19 protein-coding genes are annotated in these 15,187 nt (G+C 43.6%); 5 read left to right on the top strand and 14 right to left on the bottom strand.

Translation table 11 applies throughout. The annotated features are described in order from the left end of the window. Nucleotides 1-7: 7 nt before the first annotated feature. The 3 genes from ytrH (at nucleotide 8) to WA325_RS06535 (ending at nucleotide 1,141) form a co-directional block, all read left to right on the top strand. On the top strand, nucleotides 8-349 hold the full coding sequence (gene ytrH / locus WA325_RS06525; protein ID WP_024122464.1) for a sporulation membrane protein YtrH: 342 nt from the start codon (nucleotides 8-10) through the stop codon (nucleotides 347-349). Beyond that, nucleotides 346-849 (top strand): sporulation membrane protein YtrI, encoded by a 504-nt coding sequence (gene ytrI / locus WA325_RS06530; RefSeq protein WP_024122465.1) that lies wholly within the window; start codon nucleotides 346-348, stop codon nucleotides 847-849. Before ytrH ends, ytrI begins: the two co-directional genes overlap by 4 nt. A gap of 100 nt (nucleotides 850-949) precedes the next feature. Next, nucleotides 950-1,141: a hypothetical protein gene (locus WA325_RS06535; RefSeq protein WP_010335284.1), complete on the top strand. Its 192-nt coding sequence runs from the start codon at nucleotides 950-952 to the stop codon at nucleotides 1,139-1,141. 17 nt (nucleotides 1,142-1,158) lie between these two features. Here the strand turns inward: WA325_RS06535 and nrnA are convergent, their stop codons facing one another. Continuing rightward, nucleotides 1,159-2,100, bottom strand: a complete 942-nt coding sequence (nrnA, locus tag WA325_RS06540) for a bifunctional oligoribonuclease/PAP phosphatase NrnA (protein WP_105953416.1) — start codon at nucleotides 2,098-2,100, stop codon at nucleotides 1,159-1,161. A 130-nt stretch (nucleotides 2,101-2,230) separates the two neighbouring features. On the opposite strand from nrnA, the gene WA325_RS06545 reads away from it, so the two are divergent. Beyond that, nucleotides 2,231-2,533, top strand: a complete 303-nt coding sequence (locus tag WA325_RS06545) for a YtpI family protein (protein ID WP_024122467.1) — start codon at nucleotides 2,231-2,233, stop codon at nucleotides 2,531-2,533. A 19-nt stretch (nucleotides 2,534-2,552) separates the two neighbouring features. Here WA325_RS06545 and WA325_RS06550 read toward each other — a convergent pair whose 3' ends face one another. The 13 genes from WA325_RS06550 to WA325_RS06610 form a co-directional block, all read right to left on the bottom strand. Then, the gene (locus WA325_RS06550) at nucleotides 2,553-3,872 is read right to left on the bottom strand and encodes a CBS domain-containing protein (protein WP_044153858.1); all 1,320 of its coding nucleotides are present in this window, start codon (nucleotides 3,870-3,872) and stop codon (nucleotides 2,553-2,555) included. A 207-nt stretch (nucleotides 3,873-4,079) separates the two neighbouring features. After that, nucleotides 4,080-4,982: a sulfite exporter TauE/SafE family protein gene (locus tag WA325_RS06555; protein WP_336183346.1), complete on the bottom strand. Its 903-nt coding sequence runs from the start codon at nucleotides 4,980-4,982 to the stop codon at nucleotides 4,080-4,082. Nucleotides 4,983-5,055: 73 nt separating this feature from the next. Beyond that, nucleotides 5,056-6,288 (bottom strand): amidohydrolase, encoded by a 1,233-nt coding sequence (locus WA325_RS06560; RefSeq protein WP_336183347.1) that lies wholly within the window; start codon nucleotides 6,286-6,288, stop codon nucleotides 5,056-5,058. Between the two features lie 22 nt (nucleotides 6,289-6,310). Further along, nucleotides 6,311-7,012 (bottom strand): riboflavin kinase, encoded by a 702-nt coding sequence (locus WA325_RS06565; protein WP_336183348.1) that lies wholly within the window; start codon nucleotides 7,010-7,012, stop codon nucleotides 6,311-6,313. 28 nt (nucleotides 7,013-7,040) lie between these two features. Continuing rightward, nucleotides 7,041-8,369 (bottom strand): LLM class flavin-dependent oxidoreductase, encoded by a 1,329-nt coding sequence (locus WA325_RS06570; protein ID WP_336183349.1) that lies wholly within the window; start codon nucleotides 8,367-8,369, stop codon nucleotides 7,041-7,043. Further along, nucleotides 8,366-8,647, bottom strand: coding sequence for a glutaredoxin family protein (locus WA325_RS06575; RefSeq protein ID WP_105990219.1), 282 nt, complete (start codon nucleotides 8,645-8,647; stop codon nucleotides 8,366-8,368). Before WA325_RS06575 ends, WA325_RS06570 begins: the two co-directional genes overlap by 4 nt. A 12-nt stretch (nucleotides 8,648-8,659) precedes the next feature. Next, entirely contained in the window at nucleotides 8,660-9,664 is a 1,005-nt protein-coding gene (locus WA325_RS06580) for an LLM class flavin-dependent oxidoreductase (protein WP_336183350.1), read from the bottom strand. Continuing rightward, nucleotides 9,661-10,434: an amino acid ABC transporter ATP-binding protein gene (locus WA325_RS06585; RefSeq protein ID WP_326139289.1), complete on the bottom strand. Its 774-nt coding sequence runs from the start codon at nucleotides 10,432-10,434 to the stop codon at nucleotides 9,661-9,663. Before WA325_RS06585 ends, WA325_RS06580 begins: the two co-directional genes overlap by 4 nt. Continuing rightward, the gene (locus tag WA325_RS06590) at nucleotides 10,431-11,138 is read right to left on the bottom strand and encodes an amino acid ABC transporter permease (RefSeq protein ID WP_105953409.1); all 708 of its coding nucleotides are present in this window, start codon (nucleotides 11,136-11,138) and stop codon (nucleotides 10,431-10,433) included. Before WA325_RS06590 ends, WA325_RS06585 begins: the two co-directional genes overlap by 4 nt. A gap of 30 nt (nucleotides 11,139-11,168) precedes the next feature. Further along, nucleotides 11,169-11,888, bottom strand: coding sequence for an amino acid ABC transporter permease (locus WA325_RS06595; protein WP_024122477.1), 720 nt, complete (start codon nucleotides 11,886-11,888; stop codon nucleotides 11,169-11,171). A gap of 21 nt (nucleotides 11,889-11,909) precedes the next feature. Continuing rightward, on the bottom strand, nucleotides 11,910-12,722 hold the full coding sequence (locus WA325_RS06600; protein WP_105953407.1) for an amino acid ABC transporter substrate-binding protein: 813 nt from the start codon (nucleotides 12,720-12,722) through the stop codon (nucleotides 11,910-11,912). 21 nt (nucleotides 12,723-12,743) lie between these two features. After that, nucleotides 12,744-13,556 carry an amino acid ABC transporter substrate-binding protein gene (locus tag WA325_RS06605; protein WP_336183351.1) on the bottom strand — a complete coding sequence of 271 codons (813 nt, stop codon included), beginning with the start codon at nucleotides 13,554-13,556 and terminating at the stop codon, nucleotides 12,744-12,746. A 13-nt stretch (nucleotides 13,557-13,569) separates the two neighbouring features. Continuing rightward, nucleotides 13,570-14,106 (bottom strand): GNAT family N-acetyltransferase, encoded by a 537-nt coding sequence (locus WA325_RS06610; RefSeq protein WP_105953405.1) that lies wholly within the window; start codon nucleotides 14,104-14,106, stop codon nucleotides 13,570-13,572. A gap of 154 nt (nucleotides 14,107-14,260) precedes the next feature. Here WA325_RS06610 and WA325_RS06615 point away from each other — a divergent pair, with 154 nt between their 5' ends. Next, nucleotides 14,261-15,181 (top strand): LysR family transcriptional regulator, encoded by a 921-nt coding sequence (locus tag WA325_RS06615; protein WP_336183352.1) that lies wholly within the window; start codon nucleotides 14,261-14,263, stop codon nucleotides 15,179-15,181. The last annotated feature ends 6 nt before the right edge of the window (nucleotides 15,182-15,187 follow it).

Genomic DNA, 15,187 nt, shown 5'->3' on the forward strand with positions numbered 1-15,187 from the left:
GATCAAGATGGATCAGGAAGCTGGTTTTATGGTAAATTTTATCAACAGTTATTTTATTGCATTAGGGGTGCTGATCGGAGGCGCACTCATCGGAGGCCTTGGAGCATATTTGGCAGGCGAAGCCCCGCTTACGGTCATTACAAAGCTTGCGAACAGATTAAAAATATGGGCGCTGGTCGCCGCTATCGGCGGTACATTCGATGCGGTATACAGCTTTGAACGGGGTATTCTTGAAGGCAATACGAGAGATTTATTCAAGCAGATTCTTCTCATTATATCGGCCATGGGCGGGGCGCAAAGCGGCTGGCTTATCATTTCATGGCTGACGCAGGAGCATATTTCTTCATGAGAGTGCCGCAGCATTACAAGAAACCGGGATGGCAGCGTTTTTTTGCAGGTATGATGTGCGGAGCCGTGATCAGCTGGTTTTTTTTCCTGTTTACATACGGAACATTCCAGGAGGAGCAGGTTTCCCTCATCGAAAAACAAAAAGAGCACGTCAAAGACTTGAACGACCAAATTTCCATCTATCAGGAAGACCTCCACAAACTAAATGAAGACAATAAAAGAAAACTGCTTATTCAAAGCGTCGATGTCAAATTGCTGAATGGAGAAAAATATAAAATTTCGCAGCCTGATAAAACAAAATTCGAGGAGCATGTGAAGGATGATATTTCAGAGGTCATTACAAAGGATATAGAAAGCGTCTATAAAACGAAGGAGCTTTTAAAACGGACAATTGAAAATAAAGTCTATACGATCAATGAAAAAAAATATGAGGCAGCCGTCAAGGAATTAATTATTTACACAAGGCTTTCGGTAGAAATCGAAATATCATTCGCGACGTAAATATGGAATTTTTTTAAATTTTTCAAACTTCTGTCGCTTTTTCCCATTCTTTTTTATAAACTATAAATGAGGCTTAATAGCGAAAGGAGGAGGAAGGGAAATGGAGGTTTACAGTGACCGTCAATTAGCAAAAGATCAAGCAGCCCGACTCAGACAAGGTTTTTCTGCATATGCCGAAACAAACTCACTCGCTTCCCTCATCAAAAAAGAACTTCAATCTCACAATCTCCAAGTCTACGAGGACCTTACTGAGTTCGGCTGCTGGTTCATCCCCGTCACAGATGAACACTAAGAGAGAGGGTCTCCCCTCTACTTGTGTTCTTTACATAACGTCTCCAGATCAGCTAAAATCTGTTCCGCTTTATCCCAGCTGTAAATGGAGGCGCCTGAAGCCAGAGGATGCCCTCCGCCGTTATATTTCCGGGCGAGTCCGTTAATAACAGGCCCCTTTGAACGGAATCTGACTCTGATTTGATCGTCTTCTTCTATGAAAAACACCCATGCGCGAATACCTGAGATATTTCCAAGCGTCCCGACAAGCTGCGACGCTTCAGAAGCCGTTGTGCCGAACCTTTCAAGAGTATCCTTTTTGATGAAAACAGAAGCAGCGCCATTTTCAGACAAAGACACATTTTGAAAGATATAGCCGTTAAGCTTCACCACATTCAGTTTTGTTTCATACAATTGATTAAACAGCTCTGAAGAAGAGAACGGATACTTAATGAGCTCACCTGCATATTTTAATGTTTTTTCCGTTGTATTGGGAAATAAGAAGCGTCCGGTATCACTGACAATGCCGGCATAGATCAGCTCGGCGGCTTTTGTATTCAGCTTCCAGCCGTGCTCTTTTCCTTCTAAATACAGCTCATAAATCATTTCACTTACTGAGCTGGCATTCGTATCGACCCACAGAAGATCGCCGTAAGGATCTTCGTTCGGATGGTGGTCGATTTTCATTAGTTTGGCGCCTGATAAATAACGCTGATCGTCGATTCTTTCCTGATTTGCCGTATCGCAGACGATCACAAGGGCGCCTTTATATGTTTCATCGTCCACCTCATCGAGGGTATATAAGAAAGAAAGGGACGGTTCCGGTGTGCCGACCGCAAAAATATTTTTTTCAGGATACGTTTCACGCAGGATTTCCGTAAGTCCGCACTGAGATCCGTAGGCATCCGGGTCAGGGCGCACATGTCTATGTAAGATAATCGTGTCATATAATGATATGGTTCTGATCAATTCTGTTTTCATTTGATACTCCTTTATTGTTTTTTTTCATTAAATCACATTCTCTGCCGACGGAAAAGAAAAATAACGTCAAAACCAAGCCCGTTTTTGTATAAAATGGGTTTGTAAACTTTTACGATGGAGGATTTCATTTATGCTGGTTCTTGTTTTTTTGATTGGGCTTTCAGCCTGCTTTTATGTGTACTATAAAGTAAAAGGCGTACGGGCAAAGCAATCTTTGGAAAAAGAAATCTTTTCAGCAAAATCTAGCATGGCATTAGGATCGCTGGTGCTGTTTTACGGACTCAATCAAATGATATTATTCCATTCAGTATTAACGTTAGTAATCGGCGGCATCTTTATCGTCATCGGAGCCGGAAGCGCATGGGCAGGTTATAAAGCCTACAGCCATTACAATCCCCTTCACGCCAAAGAAGCTGAAAGAGATCACGCGTAAGGGGCGCCTGAGACGTCCCTTAGCTTCTTTCCATCAGCTGAACCATCAGCATTGCTTTAGACACGATATGGCCTTGGCTGTGCACTTCAACTTCCATTTTTCCGAACTTTCTTCCAGCCTCTAAAATGCGCGGCTTGACTTCGATGACCGACTCCATCTGCACAGGCTTCAAAAAGAAAATGGTGATGCTTTCTATCACTAGTTCGCCGCGTTTTTTCGAGCGCAAAAACCGATTGGCCGCTTGCGTCAAAATGGTCGTAAACACGCCATAAGAAATCGTCCCCAGCTGATTTGTCATTTGCGGTGTTACTTCATACTGATAAACCGTTTGATCCTGTTTATCCTCATCCTCATCTTTAAATCCTCTTGAGACGATATCATCAAGCTTTTCCCCGACTTGAGGCTGCTTTTGAATCATTTGAAGAGCTTTCAGCACGTCTTGGCGGCTGATCATGCCAATCAGTTTTTGGTGTCCGTCAGTGACGGGAAGCACTTCGATCCCTTCCCACACCATCATTTGCGCCGCTGAGGCGACAGACGTTTTCCCAATAACCGTAACCGGATTTTTTGTCATGACTTTTTCAATGGGTGCATTCCGGTCGTGACCTGCGATATCTTTCGAAGTCAAGATCCCGTGGATTTTCATTTGTTCGTCGACAACCGGGAAACGCCCATGGCCCGTTTCAAAATTTTTCTCGTACCATTTTTCAAGTTTATCCTTGGGTGAAAGATATATCGTACGGTCAGCGGGCGTTAAAATGTCCTCCACCAGAACGATTTCTTTTTTGATCAGCTGGTCATAAATCGCCCGGTTAATCATAGCGGCAACTGTAAAGGTGTCATAGCTCGTGGATAAAATCGGCAGCTCAAGCTCGTCTGCCAGCTGCACGATGCTGTCATCTGTGTTAAATCCGCCCGTTACAAGTACAGCGGCGCCTGCCTCAAGCGCCTGTCTATGTGCATTGATTCGATTTCCGACAATCAAAAGATTCCCGGCTGCCGTGTACCGCATCATCGCGTCCAGCTCCATTGCGCCTATGACAAATTTATTTAATGTCTTATGGAGTCCGGCCCGACCTCCGAGCACTTGTCCGTCTATGACGTTTACAACCTCTGCATATGTAAGCTTTTCGATATTTTCTTTTTTCTTTTGTTCAATTCTGATTGTTCCGACACGTTCAATCGTACTGACAAAGCCTTTATTCTCTGCTTCCTTGATGGCTCTGTACGCCGTGCCTTCACTTACTTTCATTTCCTTTGCGATTCTCCGCACAGAAATTTTTTCACCGACAGGCAGCGAATCAATATATGTTAAAATTTGTTCATGCTTAGTTGCCAAACCTTTCACCTCTAAGGGACAGTCTTCTGCTTTTATTATAAGGGCTCGGATGATTGATTCGCAATGAGGCAGGAAAATAAAAAGGAAGCCTGCCCGGCTTCTTACAGCGCAGTGTGCTGTTGGGTGCTGAAGGACGAACCCATCATTCAGACTTCCCGCAAGCGCCTGACCTTCGTGTTTCCTTTCACATCTATAAAAACAATGTCTTTATTTTTCTTTTATATTGATGTCAACTGCTGCTTTTACAATCTTTTTATTCCCTATTTTAGATAAAACAAATAAAACAGCAAACAGCCATATTGCTCCTATCGCCGTATAGATAAATGGATAAACAGCTGTGTTTTCGATCCATTCATTTATCAATGTTCTCGCATTTACTAATATAATAAATCCTCCTACCAGCACACCCATCAATTGCGGGTGAAATTTCTGTACGAGCCATGCTGCGATAGGGGCCGCGATAATTCCGCCAGCCATTAACGAACACACCCATAACCAATTGACATCCTCCCATCCCAATGAAACAAGAAAACCGACAGTTGCAGATACTGCGATGGCAAACTCACTAGTATCTACAGTTCCTACTACTTTCCTCGGACTCAGGCCTTTTCGGGATAATAAAATCGGAGTGGTGACGGGGCCCCAGCCACCTCCTCCTGTGGCATCTGCAAAAGCGGCGATCACTCCTAAGGGAATGGATTGTTTTCTGCTTAACGGCACATGTTTTTTCTCAAGTGCAGGCTTGTATTGAAATAAAAATCTTATCAATACATATCCGCCCAGCAGGAGCAGAAACAAAGAAATATAGGGTTTCGCCACATCTCCGGGTAAATGGCTGAGAAATGCAGCGCCTAAAAAAGCACCTATTGAACCGGGAATGACAAGCTGATAAACAGTTTGTTTGTCAACATTTCCAAATTTAATATGTGACACTCCTGATGCGGCAGTCGTGACGACTTCCGCTAAATGGACAGAAGCCGAAGCAACAGCAGGCGTTATGCTGAAAGCTAATAACAGCGAAGTTGAGGTAACACCATAAGCCATACCTAACGAACCGTCTATTAACTGCGATAACAAGCCTATAAATGCAAAAACAATTAATTTCTTCATCAGCACACCTCGTCTGTATCAATCGAATATTTTCTCAAAGCAAACCATCTCTGACTCTTCATTCCTGCGTTCATTATCCTAATAATCTCTTAGCGCTTTCATATAAAAAATAAGAGGCTTTTATAATGGCAGTTTCATCAATTGTAAATGCCGGGTGATGCCAATCATGGTCACCGCCTGTTCCAAAAAAAGCAAAGGATCCGGGAATATGCTCCAAATAGTAAGCAAAATCCTCCCCGGCAGTGGATGGGTCGGGTGAAATGACCTGAAGCTGAGCTTTATGAGCAGCAGCTCTTACGATTTCAGTTATTGCTGTATCATTACAAAGCGGCGGCGGTCCGGAAATCCACTTCACATTCGCCTTCAAAGAAAAAGCAGAAGAAATCTGCTCTGCAACAGCCAGAAAACGCTGCTTCACTTGTTCCCGAACCTCTGAATCAAATGTTCGAACAGTGCCTTCGATCACCGCTGTATCGGGGATGACGTTCCATGTGCTGCCGCCTTCGATTTTTGCTACAGTTACAATCGCGCTTTTTAGCGGATTTACATTTCTGCTTACAATCGTTTGCAGGGCAACGATAAGCTGAGAGGCGCCGACAATAGGATCAAAACCATTATGCGGCAATGCTGCATGAGCGCCTTTTCCTTGTATCGCTACTTTAAATCGGTCAACAGCAGCCATAAGAGGGCCTGTTTTTAACCCTACAGCGCCAACCGGTATATCGGGTTTGCTGTGAAGACCGATAACGGCTTCAATGCCATCCAATTGGCCATCCGCTATCACTTTTGCAGCGCCTGCGCCTGATTCCTCAGCCGGCTGGAATAACAAACGAACCTTTCCTTTCAGGCTATCTTGATTTTCCTTTAGCAAAAAGGCCGCACCAAGAAGCGCTGCCGTGTGAAAATCATGGCCGCACGCATGCATGATTCCTTTCTTTTTAGATGCATAGGGCAACCCTGTTTTTTCTTCGATTGGCAGCGCGTCAATATCAGCCCTCAAAGCAATGGCCGGACCTTCTGACTCCCCTGCTATATCTGCGAATACACCTGTTTTTAATGATGTAGGACGAATTGGTATACCCTTTTCTCCAAGGCATTTTGCAATAAAATCGGTTGTTTCAAATTCTTCTTTTGACAGCTCGGGGTATTGGTGCAGATGCCGGCGTATTGTGATGAGCTCTTTTTCAAGCGATAAGAGATTCAATGGATTATGCTCGCTATCATCTTTTCCATACTCATCTTCAATTGTTTTTGCTGTCTGATATGGGTATGTCCCTTCTATATTTCTCCAATAATCTAAAGACATGTTTTCTCCTCCTTTCAGCTCTTTACCTATCTGCCTTTAACATCACAAGATCTCCAGTCTCTTCAATATAAGCAGTAATAAAACGGCTCAATTGAAATGCAAGACCGCCCGGCCCAAATTTTACACACTTACCGGGAGGGTTCTCATTCTCTGTCTGCAAAAAGCTTAAAAAAGATAAAATATATATTCGCCGATATGCAACTTGTGTAATACCATACTCAAAAAACCAATTGTCAATCACATTGTATACACCGCGGTTGATGCCGTATAAACTGTTACACTTCTTGTAAAAGCTGAGATCCGGAAGATTTAACACAGGGTGTGAGAGCAGGCTTTCTTTATTTTGAGATGCAATTCCCATACGTTCAAAGCGTTTGGAAGCGTATGAAATATCCTTTTTGATTTGCTCTTTTAGTGACTCATAAGAATAAAACCTTCTTTCATCTCTTATTTTAAAGAGAATGCTGCATTCCATATGTTCTCCGTAGATCTCCCTATCAAAGTGAATCAAAAAAATCTCAATGGTTTTTTTCAGATTAGGACCAATCGTTGGTTTCACTCCGATATTCATAACCCCTAAATAAAATTGCTGATTGATCGCCGTCAGAACCCCGTAAACGCCGTTAGGAAGCCCGTTTATTTCGGTTTCTATATTCGCTGTGGGAAATCCTAATTTTCTGCCCAACTGTTTTCCTTTCACAACCGTACCTGCAATGATTGCCAAAAAAGTCATCCTCCTCCCGCTTCTCCTATTAATGATTTGATGAATGTACAAAAGGATGATGAACCGAAGTATCAAGCCCAAGATTTTCCCGCAATGTCCCGCCGTTATATTCTCTGCGGTACAGCCCTCTTTCTTGAAGAATCGGAATCACTTTTTCTACAAAGGCATCAAGTGTTCCCGGGATATCCGACCCGATGATAAAACCGTCAGCAGCTTCGGCTTTGAACCAAGTCTCAAGCAAGGAGGCGACCTGCTCTGGTGTACCGATGAATGGAGTCCTTGGAAAAGCCATTTCCCGCGCCACTTCCCGTAGTGTCAGAATTCTGGCTTTCGCTTCTCTCTTAATTCGATCTGTTGTGCTTTGAAAAGCGTTCTTTCCAACTTCGCCAATATCGGGAAACGGTTCATCAAGCGGGAACACACTCAGATCGTAATCATCAAAAAATCTCCCCAAATAAGTAACTGCATTCTCAATCGGAATCAATTCTGCAAATTCCCGGTATTTCTTCTCTGCTTCTTCTTCCGTATCTGCCACAATCGGGCTGATTCCCGGAAAAATCAGCACGCTGGAAGGGTCGCGCCCTTGAGCGGCAGCCCGCTTTTTAATATCCGCATAAAATGCTATTGTCTCGCCTAATGAATTGGAATGGGTAAAAATCGCATCTGCATTTTTGGCCGCAAATTGACGGCCTGTTTCTGAAGAACCCGCTTGAAACACGACAGGCTCTCCCTGATTTGAGCGCCCGATATTTAAAGGCCCCTCTACTTGAAAATACTCTCCTTTGTGATTCAGACGATGAAGCTTTGCCGGATCAAAAAACTGCCCTGTTTCTTTATTGTGTATAAATGCGTCCTTCTCCCAGGAATTCCACAAACCACGCACAACATCCAAATGCTCTTGTGCAATAACGTAACGCTCGGTATGTTCTGGCAGTCTGCTTCTGCTATGATTGCGTGCAGCTCCTTCCTGCGGAGAAGTAACCAGATTCCAGCCAGCCCTCCCCCCGCTGATGTGATCCAGCGACATTAACTGCCTTGAAATCGTAAATGGCTCAGTAAAAGAAGTAGAGAACGTACCTACTAAACCAATGTTTTTTGTGACGGATGCAAGCGCCGATAAAATGGTGATAGGTTCAAATCGATTTAAAAAATGGGGAATTGATTTTTCAGAAATAAATAAGCCGTCTGCAATGAAAATGAAACTGAACAAGCCTTTTTCAGCTGTTTGAGCCTTTTGCTTGTAAAATTCCACGTTTGTACTTGCGGAAGGATCGACTTCAGGGTGACGCCAGCCGTCAGTTGTTCCCCCAACCCCATGAATAATGGCTCCAAACTGAATATCATTTCTTCGCGTCACCTTTTTTCCTCCTTTATCTGAGCGTAATTGGCAAGTGCAAGCTCAAGATTTTTAATACCAATTTCAGTAATCCCTTCATAACGATTACCGCTGCCAACTTCTACCACAGGAACGTGGCGTACTCCGTATTTCACCTGTAAAATGTCTCTCAGCTCTTCCTTCTCCGAAACATCGATATTTTGAAATGCTATTGCTTTTTCATGTAAGTAATTTTTGACTTCTTCGCAATATGCACAGCCTTTCTTACTCCAAACCACAACGTTGACAAAATCGCTCATGTTTTATCCCCCTTATTGTTTTGCGGCTAGAACTGCATCACTCAGCAGCTGATAAGACAGCCGTTTTTCGTCTGCATTTTTGATCGGTGAAAAAATGACAAAATCGTTAATTCTGTATGTGTCTGATAAACGTTTTAATTCGTCCGCCGCTTCTTCCTTCGTTCCGGCAATCACCCCGGTTTTTTGGACGATGATGTCATAGGGCTGGCTGACGTTCTCAAGATAGGTTTTGGCTTGTTCGCGGGTACCGACATTCACTCTCCTCCCGTCTTGCAAAATCACTTTTATCGATTCACGCGACTCAATATGTTTTTGTGCCTCTTCCTTTGTACGCGCCGCAAAAACAGCGGGAGCAAGGTGAAATTCCGCTTCAGAGCCTGCTGGCAGATGCATGTCAAAGGCTCTGCGGGCTTCTTTTAGCACTTTCTCTTCACCGTTAATAAAGTAAGCAAAGACAAAAGATATTCCCAGTTTTGCAGCTGAAATTGCGCTCTCTGTGCTTCCCCCCAGCAGAAAAAGTCCCGGCCTGTGTTCAGCCTGCGGTGCCGGCCGCAGTTGCGCAAAACAGTGGGCATCCGGAAAATCATCCCGAATGAAATGAGTGAGATCCTCCAGCTTTTCTTCAAACTTGCGCGCCGGTTTTTCATATTCATATTGCAGAGCGTCTGTCGACAGCTGAAAGCCGCCGGGCGCTTTACCTACACCAAGATCAATGCGTCCGGGAGCTAATGCAGACAAAAGATGAAACTGCTCCGCCACTTTGTATGGGCTATAATGCTGCAGCATCACCCCGCCGGATGCTAAACGAATGGTCTTTGTGCTTGCGGCAAGATACCCTAAAAGAACCTCAGGAGCGGAGCCGGCAATATCACTATTGTTGTGATGTTCAGCGACCCAAAAACGGTAATATCCATACTCTTCAGCCATCTGCGCCAACTTCACCGTATGCTGTAATGTATCGGCTGCGGTTTCTCCTTCACCTGCCAGACTTTGGTCTAATATACTTAAGCGGATCATATCACCGGCTCCTTTTCTTTTATTTCATATAAATACTCCGGCGAAACACGGCGGAGAAACCGCTTTGTTCTTTCTTTTTTCGTATGGCGGAAAACTTCATCCGGAGTTCCTTGTTCAACAATGACGCCCTCATCCATAAAAACAACTTGATCTGAAACCCTTTTCGCAAACTCCATTTCATGTGTAACAATGATCATAGTGGCTCCGGTTCTCACAATATCGAGCATGACCTCAAGAACTTCGCCGACCAGCTCTGGGTCAAGCGCAGCTGTCGGCTCATCGAACAGCAGTACATCAGGATTAATGGCAAGCGCCCTCGCTATTCCAACCCTTTGTTTTTGCCCTCCCGATAATTGACTCGGATAAGCGTTCAATTTGTCTTGAAGCCCAACCTTTATCAGCTCGTTCTCTGCTATGGCATACGCGTCTTGTTTTCTCATTTTCCGGGCGACCGTCAAGCCCTCCATGACATTTTCAATCACCGTTTTGTGAGTAAACAAATGATATTGCTGAAATACCATTGCTGTCTGTTTTCTGAGCCAGCGAGTGTCTTTTTTTGTCGGAAAACTGCAATTAATCACTTTGTCATGTAAAGAGATGATCCCTTCGTCCGGCCTTTCTAATAAATTAAGGCAGCGTAAAAAGGTGGTTTTCCCTGACCCGCTTGGACCGATAATTGTCACAACTTCTCCTTTGTGCACAGTCAGATTTATTCCTTTTAATACCTGGTGCATGCCAAAACGCTTATGAATATTTTTAATCTCAATCATAAAGTGCCTCCTTGAAATCTGGATGCCTTCCTCTCAAATATTCCATTTACGGTTTCCATCATAAGAGTCAGCACCCAATAGATAATCGCCGCTCCGATAAAGGCTTCCAAAAACGCATAATTATCAGAAGCAACGATAGTCGCTGTCCCTGTTATTTCAGGAACTGCCACTATAGCTGCAATAGAGGTCGTATGCAAAAACCCGATGCCTAAATTTGTGAAGTTAGGGATTGATACCATCAGCGCCTGCGGCAATATCACTCGACGAAAGGTTTGAGCGTGCGTCAGGCCGATGGAATAGGCCGCTTCGACCTGTCCGGTATCCATTGCCAAGATGCCCGACCGGATAATTTCTGTTAAATAAGCACCAGCAGTTAAAGACAAAGCCATAACCACAAACACGGCGACCGGAATCTCATTGGCGGACCAGCCGAGATGAAAAAAGCTGCTGACACGATCCACAATCGGCGGCACGCCTAAATAAATCAGCATAATATGGAGGATGGCAGGTGTACTCCGAAAAAATGACACATAAAGCCTTGAACAAGCTGCCAAGCCCTTAATTCTAAAAATTCTGACCATTATATTTCCAAGTGCCGCAAGAAATCCGAGAATGATCGGCAAAACAGCCATCATCAATGTCAGCGGAATGGTTTTTATCATTTCTTTCATGGCGGAAGCAATAAATGGAAAGTCAAATTGCAATCGTCTCCCCTCCTAGTCCCCGTACATATTTCAATGTATGTTCATGTCAAAAACGGTAACAAGCCGTTTTTGATCCTTCTTGATTCGTTTTTCGGCCAATGTAAAGAACCTTTCGAATAAAACTGCTACGGCATAATAAACAACGGATAGCGCAATGTACACTTCAAGAGAATGATTGCTTGAGGTAATCAGTGTTTGGCCCCTTCCCGACATATCCATCACACCTATTGAAAAAGCAAGAGACGTATCTTTTAAAGAACTGATCACCATGTTTCCCATATTCGGAAAAGCCTGCACAAAGGCCTGGGGCAGAACGATGCGCCTGAAAGCCTGTCTTCCGCTGAGACCAATGCTGTAGGCCGCTTCCGTTTGGCCTTTATCAACACTGCCCGCCCCCGCTCGAATGATTTCAGCTGCTGCTGCGGCATTGCTTAACGCGTATGTTGCAACAGCGGCATAAAACGGATCCATTTTTGATGTATCAATCCCAATCACCCCCGTCAGCGCCGGTATGCCATAAAACACGATAAAAAGCTGCACCATAACGGGTGTACCTCTGAAAAACGAGATATACACTCTTGCAAATTGATTTACAATAGGAAAGTTATAGATGCGGGGCAGCGCTAAAAAGAGCCCCAATACAAACCCGAATAGCAATGACAGCGTTAAAATGTATAATGTAACCGGCAGATAGCCGATTAAGGTCGGTACAAAATCTGCAATCATGCTGATATCAAACGCTTTTTCCATCACGGCTCCCTCTCTTTATACTCAATACTGTTCCTTGGAATAGTCGTCGCCAAGCCATTTTAAACTGAGCTCTTTCAGTGTTCCGTCATCAATGATTTCCTGTAATGCTTTGTCAATGTTTTTACGTAATGTTTGTTCATTTTTGTTAAACATAAAATACACTTTGGCATTGGAAAGCGCATCACCGACCGTTTTTTCTTTTATCGCGCTCGTTTTGTTTTGAAAATCCACTGCAAAAGGCGTTGAGATTGTTGCGTCGGCACGGCCTGACTGCAGCTGGTTCGCGGCATCGTTTGAACCTTGGCCCGCATAGGCAATCTCGAATGGGTCGCCATGTTTCTCATTCCATTTTTTCAACACAAGGGCGCCGTTTGAGGTTGCGCTTGTAATGACCCGTTTCCCTTTTAAATCTTCAATCCCGTGGATGGTATCGTTATCTTGAAGGACGGTTATTTTTAAAGGAAAATGATTGTAGGCGACCTCGTTAAAGAGAAACTTTTTTTCACGCTCTTCGCTTTTCTCCATTTGATGTGCCACGATATCGACTTTATGCTGGCCGAGACTGACGAGCAGGTTGGAAAATTCCATCGTTTTGAAAGTGAATTTATAATTCGGCAGACGCTTATCAATCTCTTTGACCAGCTCGACATCATAACCGGTCAAATCGCCATCATCATTAATAAAGCAAATATTCGGAAATTGGGTCCCAGTTCCGACCGTAATCGTCTGCACCTTCTTTTCTCCAACCCCCGTTGTTTGGCTGCCGCCGCAAGCCGAAAGGACTGTTGTAACGGCAAACAATATTGTTGTCATGACAGCTGCTTTTGTCCTCATCTTATCGCCTCATTTTCAGCTTCATTTATTTTTAAAACTTGATTTTGAGTAATCTGCGCCGAGCCATTTTTGACTCAGCCTTTTTAACGTGCCGTCTTTCTCCAGCTTTTTAATGGCTTGATCCGTATCATCAGCTAAGGTTTGGCTGCCTTTATTGAACATGAAATATACCTCAGTATCCAATAACACATCACCGACTGTCTTTTGACGGAAAGCGTGCGTTTTATTTTGAAAGTTGACCGCAAACGGTGTGGATATGGTTGCGTCGGCACGGCCGGTTTCAATTTGATTGGCCGTGTCATTGCTTCCCTGCCCGGCGTATTTCAGATGAATCGGATTGCCGTGAGCTTTGTTGTACGACGTGATATAATCCGCTGCATTTGATGTGGCACCGACAATGACTGTTTTTCCGTGTAAATCTTTTAATGTATGAATCTTGTTATTATCCTCCCTCACGGTGATATACATCGGCGAATAGTTATACGGCACTTTATGATACAAAAAACGTTTTTCGCGCTCTTTGTTTTTGGCCATATTGTGGGCGATCACATCAATTTTTTTATTTCCGAGACTCGTCAGAAGATTTGAGAAATCCATCGTCTTAAATTCGAAGGTATATTGAGGCAATTGTTTATCGATGGCTTTCATCACTTCAATGTCGTACCCGGTCAAATCACCTTTTTCATTTAAAAATGCAATATTCGGAAAATCTGTTCCAGTGCCGACAATAATCGTTTGAGCCTGACTATCCGTTTTCCCGTTTGTTTCCTGTCCGCATCCAGCCAGTAATCCAAACACCGTCAGCAGAAAAGCTATTCTCGTTCGCTTATTCATAGGCTGCCTCTCATTATGCCCAGCTGGGGGTGCCTAAAAGCGACGGTTCAAATCGTTCCGGAATCAGAACCTTATGCATCATGACACCTATATCCCCATCTTTCTCTTGCTCAAAATACACTTCATACCCTCTCCTTCTATACATATCGACGAGCCAAGGATGCTTGCGCGCCGAGGTGCCGAGCGTCAGCGCCGGCGCCTTCAGCATATCCCGCAGCACTTTTTCCTCAACATACGTCAGCAGCTTACTGCCGACGCCTTTCCCTTTATATTCCGGCAGCGTTGCAAACCACCATACAAATGGATATTTTGAAGGGGGCGTTTCGTTCTCCCATGGAAACCGGATGGTAATCGTTGAGATGAGCTTCCCGTCCCGCTCCAGCACAACTGCTGAATGATTTTTGATATTTTCTGACACCATATGTATGTCAGCTCTTGTGGAAGGCCAATCAATATCCAGCTGCCGAATTGGTTGAAAGGCGCTGTTAACCAGTTTTAAAAACTCCGGTGCATCTTCAACAGTTGCCAATCGAAAAATATCCTCACTCATTTTGAGCACTCTCCTCCACAAAATATATAATTCCTATTTGTTTACTAAGCTTTTATTGTTTATACTATAAAACATACTTTCATGTTTGACTAATCAAAAAAAATAATCCTTGAGTTCAGAAAATGTAATGATGAAAAAACAGGGGGGAAGCACATTGGAGTTTCGCTCAATTAAAACGTTTCATACGATTGTTACATTCGGAAGCTTCTATAAGGCTGCGGAAATATTAAACTATTCACAGCCGACAATATCGATGCGCATGAAGCAATTAGAGCAGGATTTAGGCGTGCAGTTGTTTGAACGGGGAAAACACCTGCAGCTGACAAAAGCCGGAAGACTCTTTTTCGAAAAAACAGGGGATCTTTTAACTCAATACGAGGCGCTTACGCACACTCTTTCCGACTTAAAGGAAGGGGATGCCGGCATTATCAATGTAGGCATTTCAGAGCCGACTGCAAGCTTCATATTTCCTGATATTCTGAGGGATTTCTTAAATGATTATCCAAAGATAACGGTTAATGTAAACGTAGATGACGCCAATACCTGCAGCCAAAAGCTCTTAGACGGCACGATTGATTTTGCAGTCTGCGGCGAACCGGAACTGATTCTTGAAAATTATTACAAACCGTTTTTTTATGACACTTTAAATTTAATTGTATCTGATCGTCATCAGCTCGCTGAGAAAAAAGCTGTTCATTTATCTGATTTAGAAGGCGAATGTTTTATATTTACGCCTGCCAATTGCCCCATTCGTATTCAAATTGAACAGCACTTGCATAAAGCATTTAGTAATCATTACAAGAAAATGGAGCTCACAAGCAGCATGGCACATGAATATTACGTGCGAGAAAACATTGGTATTTCAATCTTCACCGGCACGGCACATTCTAAACCGCTGAAAGGCACAAAAGTCATTCCCATTATCAATCTAGACATATCACCGCCTATAGGGCTTTTGACAAACAGAAAAGAAAAACATTTTGACAGCGCGACAAAGGACTTAATTGATCGTATTAACAACTGCTTCCATCAGCGCAGCCAAGAGCTGAAAGCTGCGGTCAGTGCTGAATTGTAAATGGCA

The organism is Bacillus sp. 205(2023) (assembly GCF_037027485.1).
GTDB lineage: Bacteria > Bacillota > Bacilli > Bacillales > Bacillaceae > Bacillus > Bacillus halotolerans.

What these genes read in the sequence shown, in the direction of transcription:
- ytrH (WP_024122464.1), top strand. Translation starts at nt 8, where the DNA reads ATGGATCAGGAAGCTGGTTTTATGGTAAATTTTATCAACAGTTATTTT.
- ytrI (WP_024122465.1), top strand. Translation starts at nt 346, where the DNA reads ATGAGAGTGCCGCAGCATTACAAGAAACCGGGATGGCAGCGTTTTTTT.
- WA325_RS06535 (WP_010335284.1), top strand. Translation starts at nt 950, where the DNA reads ATGGAGGTTTACAGTGACCGTCAATTAGCAAAAGATCAAGCAGCCCGA.
- nrnA (WP_105953416.1), bottom strand. Translation starts at nt 2,100, where the DNA reads ATGAAAACAGAATTGATCAGAACCATATCATTATATGACACGATTATC.
- WA325_RS06545 (WP_024122467.1), top strand. Translation starts at nt 2,231, where the DNA reads ATGCTGGTTCTTGTTTTTTTGATTGGGCTTTCAGCCTGCTTTTATGTG.
- WA325_RS06555 (WP_336183346.1), bottom strand. Translation starts at nt 4,982, where the DNA reads ATGAAGAAATTAATTGTTTTTGCATTTATAGGCTTGTTATCGCAGTTA.
- WA325_RS06560 (WP_336183347.1), bottom strand. Translation starts at nt 6,288, where the DNA reads ATGTCTTTAGATTATTGGAGAAATATAGAAGGGACATACCCATATCAG.
- WA325_RS06575 (WP_105990219.1), bottom strand. Translation starts at nt 8,647, where the DNA reads ATGAGCGATTTTGTCAACGTTGTGGTTTGGAGTAAGAAAGGCTGTGCA.
- WA325_RS06580 (WP_336183350.1), bottom strand. Translation starts at nt 9,664, where the DNA reads ATGATCCGCTTAAGTATATTAGACCAAAGTCTGGCAGGTGAAGGAGAA.
- WA325_RS06585 (WP_326139289.1), bottom strand. Translation starts at nt 10,434, where the DNA reads ATGATTGAGATTAAAAATATTCATAAGCGTTTTGGCATGCACCAGGTA.
- WA325_RS06595 (WP_024122477.1), bottom strand. Translation starts at nt 11,888, where the DNA reads ATGGAAAAAGCGTTTGATATCAGCATGATTGCAGATTTTGTACCGACC.
- WA325_RS06600 (WP_105953407.1), bottom strand. Translation starts at nt 12,722, where the DNA reads ATGAGGACAAAAGCAGCTGTCATGACAACAATATTGTTTGCCGTTACA.
- WA325_RS06605 (WP_336183351.1), bottom strand. Translation starts at nt 13,556, where the DNA reads ATGAATAAGCGAACGAGAATAGCTTTTCTGCTGACGGTGTTTGGATTA.
- WA325_RS06610 (WP_105953405.1), bottom strand. Translation starts at nt 14,106, where the DNA reads ATGAGTGAGGATATTTTTCGATTGGCAACTGTTGAAGATGCACCGGAG.